Genomic DNA, 13,565 nt, shown 5'->3' on the forward strand with positions numbered 1-13,565 from the left:
TTCATGAAATTAAGTGAAATTTGGCTTCGTGAATGGGTAAATCCCTTAGTTAACACGGAGCACTTAGCAGAACAACTTACTTTATTTGGCTTAGAGGTCGACTCTGTCAATTCTGTTGCTCACTCCTTTGAAAAGGTGGTGGTAGGAGAAGTGTTATCGGTAGAAAAACATCCCGATGCGGATCGACTGTCCTTTTGCCGAGTCAATGTGGGGGAAAGCGAGGCCTTAGAAATTGTCTGTGGAGCAGCAAATGTTCGCGTTGGCTTGAAGGTCCCTGTTGCTCTAATTGGTGGCCAAGTGGGCGAGCTGAAAATTAAAAAAACTAAATTGCGAGGTGTGGTTTCCTATGGAATGATATGCTCAGAACGTGAGCTGGGCTTGTCGGAGGATCAAAACGGATTCATCATGGAGCTTACTTCCGATGTTGCTGTCGGTAAAGATTTACACGATTGTTTGCAATTAAAGGATTCTGTTTTTGATATTGGCCTAACTCCTAATCGAGGTGATTGTGCTAGCGTGCGAGGAATTGCTAATGAAGTGGGCGCCATTAATCGGCTTTCTGTGAAAGCACCTAAAGTAGCCCGCGTAACACCCGTTATCGATGCTATTTTTCCTATTGGGATACAAGCCAAAGAAGCTTGTCCGTATTATGTAGGTCGGATTATTCGTGATATTGATAGTGATGCCCAAACTCCGCTTTGGATGCGAGAACGATTACGCCGTAGTGGATTGCGCTCTATCCATCCTGTTGTAGATGTCCTGAATTATGTGATGTTGGAATGGGGTCAACCTATGCATGCATTCGATTTCGATCAATTGTCTGGCGAGATTCGTGTGCGCTATGCAAGTTCCGATGAAAAAATTACTTTGATCGATAGAACCGAAGTTACTTTGAATAATCGCACTTTGGTTATTGCAGATGAAAACCAAGTACACGCTATTGCAGGTATTATGGGGGGCGCTAATTCGGCCGTTAACGAAAGAACAAAAAATATCTTTTTGGAAAGTGCTTATTTTACGCCAAGTAATATTGCGTTAACGGCACGACATTACGGTTTAAATACAGATTCTTCGTATCGATTTGAGCGAGGTGTGGATTTCCAACTGCAAAAACTTGCAATGGAGCGTGCAACGGAATTGTTATTGACCATTACGGGTGGAAAACCAGGTTTTATTGAAGATCAACGCATTGAAGAAACTTTTCCCTCCATTAAAAAAGTCGGTTTACGTCGTGAACGAATTAAGCACCTCTTGGGAGTGGAAATTGCTGATAAAGAGATTCACCAGATCTTAGGTTTTTTGGGGATGACCCTTCAGCCAGAAATAAATGGCTGGCACGTAACTGTGCCGAGTTATCGTTTTGATATTACCCAAGAAGTCGATTTAATTGAAGAAGTAGCGCGATTGCACAGCTATGAACGAATTCCTCAAACTATTATGAAACGTAAAATGGTTTTGTCACCCGTGGCGGAGACAGAAGTAAGCTTGGCTCGGATCCGGCGTTTAATGGTTGACCGTGGGTATAACGAGGCCGTGAATTATAGTTTTGTGGATGATAAATTGCAGAATAAGCTTAATCCCAATTTGGAATCCCTTGCTCTTTCTAACCCAATTACGAACGATATGAACGTCATGCGCAATAGTTTATGGCCTGGGCTTGTTACTGCAGCGAAATACAATCAATCTCGTCAAATTGAGCGCATGAGACTTTTTGAAATTGGCAGATGTTTTATCCATCAAAAAAGAAAATGGCAGCAGATAACTAAAATTGCTGGTTTGATTGTGGGGAATGCCAGTAACTTGCAATGGGGGGAAAAAAAACGGCCAGTCGATTTTTATGACATGAAAGGAGACCTAAGCACGCTACTCTCCCTTACCCACGCTGAAAAGGATTTCGATTTTATACGAGCAGAGCACCCTGCCTTGCACCCGGGACGATCCGCCGCTCTCTACTTTAAAGAAGCTTGTATCGGCTATTTGGGCGCCTTGCATCCTGTGCTGGTCCGAGAGTTAGGCTTTGGGAGCATTCCTTACCTGTTTGAGTCAGAACTTGAAGCCCTTACAAAGACGAGGTTATCTCACTATCAATCCGTCTCTAAATTTCCTACGGTTCGTCGTGATCTTGCCGTTGTAGTGGATCGAGACGTTGAAGCTTCGCGAATTGAAGAAGAAATTGCTCAAAATGCTGGACATTTATTGATCATGAGCGAAATTTTTGATATATATGAAGGCGGTGAACATATTGAATTTGGGGGGAAAAGTGTCGCTTTGGGGTTGACCTTTCAAAACCCATCACGCACTCTAATAGACGAAGAGATCAAACAGGTCATTGAACGTATAATCGCTGCTCTTGAGCGTAAGTTCAATGTCAAATTGAGGACATAGCTGATGGCACTCACAAAAGCTGACTTGGCAGAACATTTATTTAATGTGGTAGGCTTGAATAAGCGAGAGGCAAAAGAGTTAGTTGAATTATTTTTTGAGGATATCCGCCTTTCGTTAGAAAGGGGAGAACCGGTGAAATTGTCGGGATTCGGTAATTTTAATCTGCGTGACAAAAAGCAACGTCCCGGACGCAATCCTAAAACCAGCGAAGAAATTCCTATTACGGAGCGGCGTGTTGTGACATTCCGTGCTGGCCACAAACTCAAATCCAGGGTGGAGAAAAATGTCAAATCAGAAGAAAGGGAATCCTAAACCGGAAAGCGAATTACCCCCTATTCCCGAAAAGTTATATTTTACAATTGGTGAAGTTGGCAAACTCTGTGAGTTACGTACTCACGTTTTGCGTTATTGGGAGCAAGAATTTTCTCCGCTGTCGCCTTTAAAACGACGAGGTAACCGTCGTTACTATCAATTGAAAGACGTTTTGCTGGTGCGAAAAATCCGCCGTTTACTTTATGAAGAAGGTTATACCATTGAAGGAGCTAAACAGAAGCTTTCTGAAGATACTTCGCATGATAAAAGAGAATATAAAGCCTACGAAACTATCCGTCGTGCTATTTCAGAACTGGAAAGGATTGCAGCTGGTTTGGAAATGGCTTGAGATGTAGATCCATTAGCGTCTCTTCGCTTAACCAAGGGCGCTAATCACTCCTAAATCCACTTCATCGCGGTGTCCCTCGCCATACCCTGAAACGCAATAAGCTTGATTTACGTTTGAAATTTGTGTTTTTATTAAAATTTTCAAGGTAATTTATGGAACGTCCTCAGTTTATTCAACAGATCAGTGATTCTTTTAAAGTAAACTCGGCAGTCGCTATTTTAGGTTCTCGGCAATGTGGAAAGACGACGACAGAGAAATTAGGACTTAATTATCCAAGGAAACTCGCTAGTTGCTAAAGAGAAGAAGCATAACCGTCATCAACGTTCCTCATAATGCCATTGTAAATTGAATAAGTGGGGTCTTATAATTATAATACAAGATTTGATTCGGGGCGTAGCGCAGCCTGGTAGCGCACTTGCATGGGGTGCAAGGGGTCGCAGGTTCAAATCCTGCCGTCCCGATTTCTAAATAAGTCAAACCTTTCCCAATTGTAGGGCACTTTATCATGAACATAATACTCTAACCCGTAAACGATAATTTTTAAAGTTTCGAAAGCCATAAACGCGCCGCTGAATCAATTTCATTTTGCGATGGAAGGCCTTCAGTGATAGCCATTATTTTAGTGAAACGCCACATATGAACCACTTCTTCCCGCCATTAAGGTGTTAATTACTCTAACTTCGATTAAAGTGCCCCTTTTTCGGGTAGAGTCCGCTTAGATCTAGGATCCGTTTTAGTACGTTAAGCGATTGGAGTGGGATAAGCACATCGATTTCAAACAGGATAATGTCATTATTTCTTTAACAGCGGATATTGTTAAAGTGGCCAAGCCGTACAAAGTTCCGTTGGATGTAGAAACATCAAAAGTTATTCGATTATGGTACGAACAAACGAAGGTTGTGCATAAAGGAAGGGTATGGGTTTTTTCCGGAAAAAATCCAGGCGAGCATATCACCAATGTGAAGAAGTTCTAGAATAATTTGAAAAAGAGCGCAGCCATCGAAAGTTTTACCTAGTATGATCAACGACACGATTTCGCGTCACAGCACGTGATGAGTGGTACTGATTTGTATACGGTGATAGAGTTGTTTGGGGGTATTCTGATCTATAAGACCACAAAAAAAAGTATGTTCATCTGGCGGTGGAACATAACATATTGATTGCCCAGCAGTTAGCCAAGCGGTGTAGCGGAATGCTTAAAGAAAAAAAGATTAACTCGTGGGTTCATCGATTTCATGCTATAACTTATTAATAAGATTAAGATGGGAGTAAGATGATGTCACGCCAACTAGCCACGACAAAAATGTCTTCTCGAGGGCAAATAGTGATCCCAGAAGAAATACGAGAACAATTAGGTCTTGAAACAGGAACAAAATTTGTGGTTATTGCTGAGAATGACACCGTCGTGCTTAAAACGATAACTCCGCCTTCAAAAAAAGAACTCAAGGCTTTGTTATCAAAAGTTAGAAAGTAAGTTAAAAAAATCAGGTATTGAACATGAACAAAGAGCGAAGTAGAAAAAATAATTAAGGCGGAAAGAACCAAGGCCAAAAAAGTTAAAAACGTGGAATAGCTTTGTGAAGGTGGTTGTAGATATCAATGTATTAATTTCTGGAATGGGTGGGCTAGCTAGCGCACCGCAAAACATAATTGACGCCCGGATAGAGGATAAATTCACTGTTGTCGCTACACCAAAAATTGTAGAGGATATAAGGAGAATGTCTGACATTTTTTCTAAAAAATATGCTCATCTCGAATTTGAGCATATTGTTAATAAACTTTTATTTGCAGTAAAATTGTTTGAACCAGAAAAGCTTATGGAAGGAATTAGCTGTGATTTAGGTGACGGATAAATTTATAGTCTGTGCGCTGAGTGCAGAAGCGAAAGTTATTATCAGTGGAGACTCTGATCTTTTGTAGGTATCGGCCTATCAGGGAATTTCAGTGTTAAAGCTCAAATCTTTTTTTGGATCGATTTGGAGGTAAATAATTAAATACAAGTTGCTAGCATTGGTTATCAGTGGTCTTACTGATAACCAATGCTTACGTTAGCTAAACGAAGAAAAAAGTACTGTGTCAAGCATTGGTTCAGTATATAAGTCATTATTTAATCCCCACAATACCAGCTACAAAACCTATGAAAAACGATTTGAACAAGTATGTGTAAAAGAGCCGATATTGACCATCGTCACGGTCTTCGCCACTACTCTGCACAGATGCACTATAAAGAATTAACGGGCTGGGATTGTCCTGCCAAAGGTGCCCCGACAAAAGAAGACATGAATGCTCAACAACGAGTGATTGATCGTGCCGCTTGCTTGCAGCTAAGCTTGGATTTATGCCATTCCCATATTAGCATCGTACAAGTTTATGTAAAATAAGTTTTTTAATATTTTATTTAGATTTTATTTAGAAAAAAATCGATAAGGCAAGAGATATCATGGCATTGGTTCAAATTAACAATCGGGTCCATCGATTAGCGCTAGGCCAGCGTGGTGATTACAAACGAAAAAAAATCCAACACCCAACCATTGGGCACGGGTTTTGATTTTTTTAAAATTTTTTTTTAAAAAAATCAAAAACGAATTGAAGCATTAATGATGATGTACTTGTTTGTATATAATTATTCCTATATGTAAGGAATATTTTTTATCAAAAGTATCTAAGTTGCCTAAATTAAAAATTTTTTTAGTCGGTATATTCTGATGGGGTGATGGAATAAAAACTTCGCTATTATCAGCTGTGAAATTTTGATCACTGGACATTCGGTAGGTGCGGAGCAAATCTTCAAATTTCGACTGTTCTAGATGTTCCTTTTATTATTTGTTTGCAAAAGATGATATTAAAAAAAAGAGGGAATGCTATCAATAGAGTAAAAAAAAATTATACATGCGCATATTATTCCCTTATAAGTATAAATAATACAAAAATGTCTACGACTAAAATTTCATTTCCTTATTTGGAACAGCAAGGTATTATCTAGTTCCTGCTCCCGCATAGGCTTGGTAATCGTTTCACAAAGCCTTCCTTTCATGTTTCCACAATGTAGTTAAGATATTGATAGGGCTTCAGGCCTATGTTAAATCGATCAAATGCAACACACAGTCGCAAACTCCAGTTTAAATTGCCTTGTTTAACCAAGTAGGGCTGTGTTTTTCTATTTGCATTACCTTTCCCATTCTTCCATTCAAATTATTCTCATTAGCAGCCTGTCATAGGGTGTGCCACTGAATTGTTTACAGCCCTAGGCAGCTAGGCAGGTAAATTTTATGTAAGGTGAATAAGCGCTTTTCGAATAATTCGATTGGCGAAGTCATTTAATTTTTAACATAAATAGGGTTAATGAGGTATTTTATGAAAACTTTAAAAAAAGTAGGACTATCCTTAACGTTGCTCGGTGTTTTAGAAAGCGCGGTTGCAATACCACCACCGCCTCCAAAAGTAACCTATGACTATTATGGTTTATAATGGAACTTCGGCAAAAGTTTCGTTTGCGGCTAATTTTCATGGTCCGTTTAGTTATTCGGGTAATGTAGCAGGTAAGCAAACAACCTATGTGTATGGGGAGGGTTACGGAACGAGTACCTTAACGCTGGGTGATTTAACTAACCCAGCGGGTGAATGTGTGGTCACCAATAGTGGTGGCACTGACGATTATTTAAAGTACCAAGCCAATGGGGACTCAAGGGTTCGTCTGTAAGTTCTAGCAGGACCAACGGTTGTTTTAACGCTAACGGCATCTATAAAGGAAATCTATCTTGGATAACCCTTTCTAGGGTTATCCAACTATCGAAGCGATTAATGACAGAAATAACACAACTTTATTCAACTAAAATTAACAGCTATATATTTTTCAAAAATTTTGTTGCTAATTATTTATTTTGTTGAAGTATTCACCGGAAATTGTAAATAAGCAGAGTGTTGATTGGCTGCTTCCAGATAAAGGCATCGAACTTATTGCTACTTCAACTTTAATGGCCGTCTTTCAGGATTTTGTATTTCAGAGATGGACATAACAGAAGCTGTCCAGAGAAAGAAATAACTGTTTGATTTTTTCACAATATAACTTGCTGTATATTTCATGTCCTTCTTTAGTTGCCTCGGTAAGGCGGCTTGTATTTGCTAGTTTTTGGGATTCTTCTTCGCATGCAGGTATAAATTTGTGATAGGATTTGCTTTTAATAAATTTGGCCGTAGCGCTTTTCTAAGGGGGGGTAAAGAAATTTATATTTTTCAAAATATTTAAACCTATTTAGTCATCAGTTTTTATTATTAATCCTCTCTTTTTTGTTTATTAATTAATTGTCTTTAAAATTATCGGAAAGCATTCTAGCACGCTTTTACTAGTAAACGAAAATAGGAAAAAGATAATTAGTCATTATAGCTTTGTCTACGACATTGATGGGCGGGTTGGTACAAGTATTAAAGTTTTCGTTGTTGAAGGAAAGAAAAACGATCTCGATTTTACCAGCATCTTTCCTCTTCGATTTTCTAATAATGGTTGTCAAAGATAATAATATTGCCGTCTTTCGGAGAATTTAAATTAGCGGTCAGAGTTTTACAGTAAGGATGAGCGATGTATACTTCTCTATCATAATTGTTTTCATAATCCTTGTATTGGTAAGTTTATATTGTTTATTTCGATCTTGGAAAGTGACTGAACTGAAGTGCATTTTATCTCTCTTTATATTACTTTTAGTGATTTTCCCGGCGGCAACTGAATTAATATAACTTACCTTGCCCTAAAAATTTTATCTATTCGGCCGTTACTTTTTGAGTTAAAGCACTCTTTAAGACAATTTTTTTACTTTTGTCCACTTCTGTCATTATGTCGCTGAGTTTTTTTTAATTATCTTTCAATTGATAATTCACCTTTTGTCCATAATAACGCTTTTTCTGGAATTTTGGGATTGAGGGTAGGGGTCGAACGTGCAAATAATTTGGGGTTTGTGGTTTCAAAATAAGTTCCCCCGCCAGAATAATATTGCCAAGGATCGTTGAACCCAAACGTTAGTAGATCTCCATTGTCGTTGGTGAAATTAGCAGAAGCGGTTAAGCCTGGACTGCCCACTGAATAAGATAGTAATCTTTGTTTTTTGATAGGGAGGTAAGTGACTAGGATTGACTATCACTTTCTGGATAGTGCCTGGTGGTTCGTTAGGGGCATAGATATCCCGGTAACATATTGTTTTATCAGTGTTATTCTCCACAGCGACTACTAGTTTTTGTAATGGATTTCCTAAACCCAATACTGGAACTAGCAATATCAAGAAAATAGTTAATCGAATCATTTCCTTGCCTCCTTATATTACCTAGACTTGAATTCCATAGCAGAAAAACGGAGTGGGAACGAGTATTCTATCATTTTGATTAAAAAATAGACAGAATAAGGGTAATACTTAAAATGCCATAACGACTGATGGAACGGGAGAGGGGGGTATCCGAACTTCTGAGTCATTATACCAGCCTTGAATTCTATTTTTGCGAAGCGAACGCTATTTATTGGAGGGGATAAATTGTTTTAACTTTCCGGTTTCTGGATAGTGCGGTATTATATCCAAAAATTTAATGTATATGTCAGGATTTTTGACGTCAGCTTGGTTCGAATAAGCTGGAAACTAACGATTTTTGCAAATTCTCCCTATTAATATTTTTAGTGGCAACTACACGAATAATAGCGCCATTTTGAGTTTGCTCAACTTGATATTCAATAATATTAGGATCCTGTCCCAAGACATGTCAAAACGTCATAGGATGAACTTGAATATTATGTGCATAACAGAACCAATCATCGGCACCACGCCCCTAAATAGTTCGGGATAACATTAATTGAAACAGCATCATCAATGACATAACGAATCAAGGGTTTCCCCGGTTACAAGAATAGTCTCCATAACGAAGCACGGAAAAGAACCTGAAAATATCATTGCCGGTTTAAAAAATAAAGTATCACTCAATTTGACGATACAATTAAAATTAAATAATGCACACCTCATGAAATGTGCCGTCGACAGATTCGTAATCGTCCAATTGAATGATTATATGGTTGAGTAAGAATTATCAAAGAAATATCCATGGAAATAATAAAAAATTATCTTAAATTCGAAATTCCTATTTGCATTTACTCTCAAAAATATCGATTTGTTCGGCCTAAAATTAGGAAGTTCATTAGTTTAGTCACTCAAAAATTAGATATCCGAATATAAGATAATTAAAATATTCATTGTTTGTCTTCCCACAGCGTTATAAAATCGACGGAAGAATTATACCTTTCCATGGCAGAAATCGATGAAATTTTTAAAGTATTAGTTAATTTTTTAAAATTAAAACGGATTAGTCAATGCATAGAATTTTTTTAAAAAATTTCTGGATTTTTGGTTTAGGAAGTAATAAATAGTTGATGTTATAACTGTGGTAGCAATTGCAATTAGTACTAATATAGTGAAAAAGTAGCAGTAATTAATATATGGTGTTCCATTCCTATATTCAAAAGAGTTAATTCCATGAGGCTTCTTAAATTCATTAAAGCATCAGTGGTAAATACATTTTACCAACTTTTACTGTGTATTTTTTCAGCTAGAGTGCATCTTGCTCCTTTTTCTAAAATTGCTAAGAAGATGATAATAAGAGTGACCAATCCGATTTCTAAAGAATTTAATGGATCTATTTGAGTATTAAGACTAGAAAAAAGATACGAAATAAAAAGGCAGTAGTGAGATATTCAATTTTCACGCCTATCTGATAAGAAAATTCTCCACGAGGAAAAGCGGATCCAACGATAAATTCTCAAAAAATAGCATATATTTTAATATAATCTGTAACCAAGAGCTTAACATCACAATGCTTAGAACAATAGCTAAAATAGAAATAGTCAAATCTTTTTCTTGCTCTATGAGACAAACTAATTTTGATAATAATATTTTGCCAATAGAAATCATAAAAATGACATAAATAATTGCGCCAATAATAGGGATAATAGCTATAATCACGATTTGATCATTGTTTCTAACAATAGCCATAATAACGGCGAGCAAACACCAAGTGATTGCATCAATTTCTGCTCCAGAAGTAATAGTTAATGTTCCCAATTTTGTTCGGGCTATGTCGATTTCATAAAGAATTCTCACTAACATAGGAAAAGCAGTAATGGAGAGTGCGGTATCTAAATATAACATAGCAGGAAGTAGAGGAATATGATCTTGAAAAAGATAATTGAGGTCATGAATAAAGGGAGTGTAACCAGTTCTTAAAATAAAGGGAAACAATGAGCTTGTTAAAAAGACAGTGCAAGCTTTATTTAGATTTTTTCTAATAGCGCTCATATTTTTAATTCTAGACCAATAAAAAAATATGTAAAGAATTACCCTAATATCGATGAAAAAATTCTTAATTTGATTTCCCAGAGATATTTAATTCGCTACGGAAAACTGGGTTTTAGTGAAAACAAACTCTTTTTCCAAACTCAAAACGTAACCAATACTATTTTTTCGAAAATAGAAAAGCATAAAGAATATTATTTTAAGATAGATCGTCATGAAGATTTTTTAGAAATTACAATTAAAAATAAAATGCAGATTAAGTTATTAGAAGAGTTATTAGAAGCAGTAAACTGTTGTCGTTTTGCTTCCCAAATTCTAAAGGTGATATTCTCTAAAGAAGATAAGCATTATCTGAACGAAAGAAAAATAAACTAAATTTATCACCTGAATCTAGAGCTTCTCACTTTTTGGTTGATTAAGGAGCTGATCCCCTACTTATCATTAGAAATAGGCCACATATTCATTGACGAGGTTGTCAATTTCCTATTTTGGATACTCGCCGAATTAAAAGTAAAGAAAAGCTAAATGAGGAGCATGAAAAAAAACAGTTCATGAAATTATCGATTTTGGTTTTTGGAAATGGGATTCTGAAGATTTATACGAAAGCAATATAGACTTGGTTATTAATTCTTGGAATGATCTCTCTTATTGGGTCTTTATCTTTGTCCTTCCCCTTTTAAAAATATAGAATCGAGTGTTGCAGGTCGCTATTACGTTACAATTATTGAAGGAAAATTTGAGCCAAGATTAATTTGAGAATTGGCGCTACTCAAGCATGGAATATACACTTAGAAAATGGCGAGATCATTAGATTTTTAATATTTGATCAAACCTTCAACTACAGTTCTGAGCTTAAGGAATACTTTAGCAAAAAAAACAGAACTAATCTCGCTGAAAAAATTTCTGGAGAAAATTTACACATAGCTTATGAAATATAGTCACAGTTTAAAAAGAATTTTCTGGCATTTCGATAAAGCAATTAGAATGATCTGTAGAATGAGTAAATTAAGATTGATAAATCAATTTTGATAGAGGCCTTTATAATGATTGGTGTTACTACCTAACACGATAAGTTCAAATTAAAGCGTGCAGACTTCATTTTTAAAGATTATAATAAAATTGATCTTTGAATAAAAATGTTCTCTTAATTTCTCTTTAATTAAAGGAATAAAAAAGAAGGGAGATTTATAAATATAAGAAAGTTTGTTATGGTTGTTAGATGCTCATTACGATAGAATCTGGATACGGCAGTTTTTATAAAACGAACTTGATTTGGAAAAAGCATATATCTATATTCTACATTAACATTTGGTTTTAGCGTGAATCCCAATAGTATCCATACTTACCATGTCAATTATGATTGCCTTCAAAAGGGAAATGTTAAAGCCCTGTTTTTAAATGTAGGGGATTACGATTTATTAAAAAGTTTAGATATGGTTGATGCTTTATATGATTTGAGAGTTCAATATTTTGAAGAAGTTGCTATTTGTACGAATTTTGCTGAGATAATTAAAGCTGCGGAGAAAGGAAAGTTAACGTTCATTTTTTCTGTCAAAGGGCCTTGCATTTTTGAGGGACAAGTGGATCTTTTAAAAAATTGGCATCGTTTGGGAATTAGGGTCGTTAATTTTATGGATGGTTAAGGCATTGAAGTCTTTCCAGAAAATGCAAAACTCTTTTTTAAAGAAAAGATGAAGGAGATTCAGAAACATTATTTGTAAATTAGGACTAGTATCGAAAAAATATTTATCTCCTTCAAATAGGACTACGTTATATAAACGTGAAAAAGGTTTATCGAAATTTAATAGAGAAGCTTTAAAAATAATGGAAAAATTAAATATTGTGTGTGATCTTTCTCATTCTAATGACGTTTCATTTTAGAAGACAATCGAGGAAATTTCTGTAAAAGTTTGTGTTACCCACAGAAATTAGGCAAAATTTTGTGGGCACAGTTGAAATCTCACTGACGATATGATGAAGGTCCTAGAAAAACGTAGAGGGGTGCTAGGGCTTTGTTTTTTATAGTCCTTATGTCAGTGAACAAAACCCTATTTTATAAGATTTTGTTCAACATATTCTTCATGCAATCGATATGATGGGTGATGAATATGTCGGGATTCGAGGTGATTATGATAGTGTTCCATTTGATTCTTAGATCGTTATCAAAAATCCTGCTATAATGCAAAAACATTTGGAAATGTTTCGATAAAAAAGAAGTCAATAGAGCTACCTTATAAAAAATTGCCCACCAAATTTTTTTAGGTTATTAGAATGATTTAATTAAAAATTAAATAACAATTTCAAATATTGAATTTAATGAGAGAAAAAAGTAGAGAGCTTAGTCTGGAAGATAAAATGATTTTTGTTATTTCAGACTACTTTTAAAGACGAATTTATGTTTAATTAATTCTAAATGTTTTTCAACAGTGTGGCGCGAGATATTGCATTCTTGAACTATTTCTTTATGGGTCTTTCCAAGCAAATAATTCCTTTAGATAAAATTTTTTGTTAAGAAAACTTTGTTATAAAGATAATCTAAATAATATCGGTTGGTTTTAAATTCGCTAGATGGAAAAGAAAAATTATAAGAGTTTGTTATATTAGAAGTTAATTTAATATTGTCATCACTTAGTTGAGCTTTTTGAGTTATAGCTTTTTCTTATTTTTTTAAAATAGTAAGTAAATTCAATTGATTTCTCAGAAATGTCAAACAACTTTTTTGGCAATATGAGCTTCTTTTATCGAAAGAAAATAAAATACTTCAGAAAAATTTTTAGTGCAAAAGAAATAAGATAAATAAATGCTGCTACGAATCCCATATTCTCTCATTTTCTAAGTTTCGTCGGGATTTTCATTTCTTAAGAAGAAATCCAACGAAATAATAGAAGAGTCAGCATTAAAATGAAAAGTGTTCTCAAAATTTTTCTTATAATGATTGCAAGAATTATAGAGATAATGTAGCCATGGGAGATTCCTGCCTATGAGAGTTGTACGTTGCTGAAATTTAAAGGTGGAATAAAGAATAAAAAAAGAATTGATTTCATAGTCCCTCAATACTTGCCTGATTTAATTCGCTCTAATTGATCATGACAAGATAAATCGAAGTACTTTTCAATCGATTTTGGGTGTTTTCTTGCATGGTTAAATGGACTCTAAAGAGATTTTACTTAACTAATTTAGCATAAGTCAGTTAAAATTTA

Annotated in this window: 13 protein-coding genes, 1 tRNA gene and 1 pseudogene; 11 read left to right on the forward strand and 4 right to left on the reverse strand. The window is 35.5% G+C overall.

Features of this window, described 5'->3' with window-relative positions:
• Positions 1–3 precede the first annotated feature (3 nt).
• From pheT to CleRt_RS02845, 4 genes are all read left to right on the forward strand, one after another.
• Positions 4–2,385: a phenylalanine--tRNA ligase subunit beta gene (gene pheT / locus CleRt_RS02830; RefSeq protein ID WP_048875119.1), complete on the forward strand. Its 2,382-nt coding sequence runs from the start codon at positions 4–6 to the stop codon at positions 2,383–2,385.
• 3 nt (positions 2,386–2,388) lie between these two features.
• Positions 2,389–2,697 (forward strand): integration host factor subunit alpha, encoded by a 309-nt coding sequence (locus CleRt_RS02835; protein ID WP_048875120.1) that lies wholly within the window; start codon positions 2,389–2,391, stop codon positions 2,695–2,697.
• The gene (locus CleRt_RS02840) at positions 2,669–3,046 is read left to right on the forward strand and encodes a MerR family transcriptional regulator (RefSeq protein WP_048875121.1); all 378 of its coding nucleotides are present in this window, start codon (positions 2,669–2,671) and stop codon (positions 3,044–3,046) included. Before CleRt_RS02835 ends, CleRt_RS02840 begins: the two co-directional genes overlap by 29 nt.
• A 387-nt stretch (positions 3,047–3,433) precedes the next feature.
• A tRNA-Pro gene (locus CleRt_RS02845) sits at positions 3,434–3,507 on the forward strand.
• Between the two features lie 42 nt (positions 3,508–3,549).
• Here the strand turns inward: CleRt_RS02845 and CleRt_RS09910 are convergent.
• Positions 3,550–3,703 (reverse strand): annotated as a pseudogene (locus CleRt_RS09910) (transposase); the annotation flags it as partial.
• 92 nt (positions 3,704–3,795) lie between these two features.
• On the opposite strand from CleRt_RS09910, the gene CleRt_RS02850 reads away from it, so the two are divergent.
• The 5 genes from CleRt_RS02850 (at position 3,796) to CleRt_RS02870 (ending at position 6,746) form a co-directional block, all read left to right on the forward strand.
• Complete coding sequence (locus tag CleRt_RS02850) at positions 3,796–4,020, forward strand: hypothetical protein (protein ID WP_048875122.1); 225 nt, start codon at positions 3,796–3,798, stop codon at positions 4,018–4,020.
• 299 nt (positions 4,021–4,319) lie between these two features.
• Positions 4,320–4,520: an AbrB/MazE/SpoVT family DNA-binding domain-containing protein gene (locus CleRt_RS02855; RefSeq protein WP_082160420.1), complete on the forward strand. Its 201-nt coding sequence runs from the start codon at positions 4,320–4,322 to the stop codon at positions 4,518–4,520.
• Positions 4,521–4,623: 103 nt separating this feature from the next.
• Complete coding sequence (locus CleRt_RS02860) at positions 4,624–4,899, forward strand: PIN domain-containing protein (RefSeq protein WP_048875124.1); 276 nt, start codon at positions 4,624–4,626, stop codon at positions 4,897–4,899.
• A gap of 306 nt (positions 4,900–5,205) precedes the next feature.
• On the forward strand, positions 5,206–5,427 hold the full coding sequence (locus CleRt_RS02865) for a hypothetical protein (protein WP_048875125.1): 222 nt from the start codon (positions 5,206–5,208) through the stop codon (positions 5,425–5,427).
• Positions 5,428–6,494: 1,067 nt separating this feature from the next.
• Positions 6,495–6,746: a hypothetical protein gene (locus CleRt_RS02870; protein ID WP_048875126.1), complete on the forward strand. Its 252-nt coding sequence runs from the start codon at positions 6,495–6,497 to the stop codon at positions 6,744–6,746.
• Positions 6,747–7,895: 1,149 nt separating this feature from the next.
• Here CleRt_RS02870 and CleRt_RS02875 read toward each other — a convergent pair.
• Together CleRt_RS02875 and CleRt_RS02880 are read right to left on the reverse strand one after the other, a co-directional pair.
• Positions 7,896–8,117, reverse strand: a complete 222-nt coding sequence (locus CleRt_RS02875) for a hypothetical protein (RefSeq protein ID WP_048875127.1) — start codon at positions 8,115–8,117, stop codon at positions 7,896–7,898.
• A gap of 1,663 nt (positions 8,118–9,780) precedes the next feature.
• Positions 9,781–10,368 carry a cation:proton antiporter domain-containing protein gene (locus tag CleRt_RS02880; RefSeq protein ID WP_048875128.1) on the reverse strand — a complete coding sequence of 196 codons (588 nt, stop codon included), beginning with the start codon at positions 10,366–10,368 and terminating at the stop codon, positions 9,781–9,783.
• A 69-nt stretch (positions 10,369–10,437) separates the two neighbouring features.
• Between CleRt_RS02880 and CleRt_RS02885 the strand changes: the two genes are divergently transcribed.
• Positions 10,438–10,740 (forward strand): hypothetical protein, encoded by a 303-nt coding sequence (locus CleRt_RS02885; protein WP_048875129.1) that lies wholly within the window; start codon positions 10,438–10,440, stop codon positions 10,738–10,740.
• Positions 10,741–11,684: 944 nt separating this feature from the next.
• A complete protein-coding gene (locus CleRt_RS13135) occupies positions 11,685–12,008 on the forward strand; it encodes a membrane dipeptidase (RefSeq protein WP_048875131.1) in 324 nt (107 codons plus the stop codon).
• Positions 12,009–12,730: 722 nt separating this feature from the next.
• On the opposite strand, the gene CleRt_RS13950 is transcribed toward CleRt_RS13135, so the two are convergent.
• Positions 12,731–12,847: a helix-turn-helix transcriptional regulator gene (locus tag CleRt_RS13950; RefSeq protein WP_082160422.1), complete on the reverse strand. Its 117-nt coding sequence runs from the start codon at positions 12,845–12,847 to the stop codon at positions 12,731–12,733.
• Between the last annotated feature and the right edge of the window lie 718 nt (positions 12,848–13,565).

This window comes from Candidatus Coxiella mudrowiae (assembly GCA_001077715.1).
GTDB classification, from domain to species: Bacteria; Pseudomonadota; Gammaproteobacteria; order Coxiellales; family Coxiellaceae; genus Coxiella; species Coxiella mudrowiae.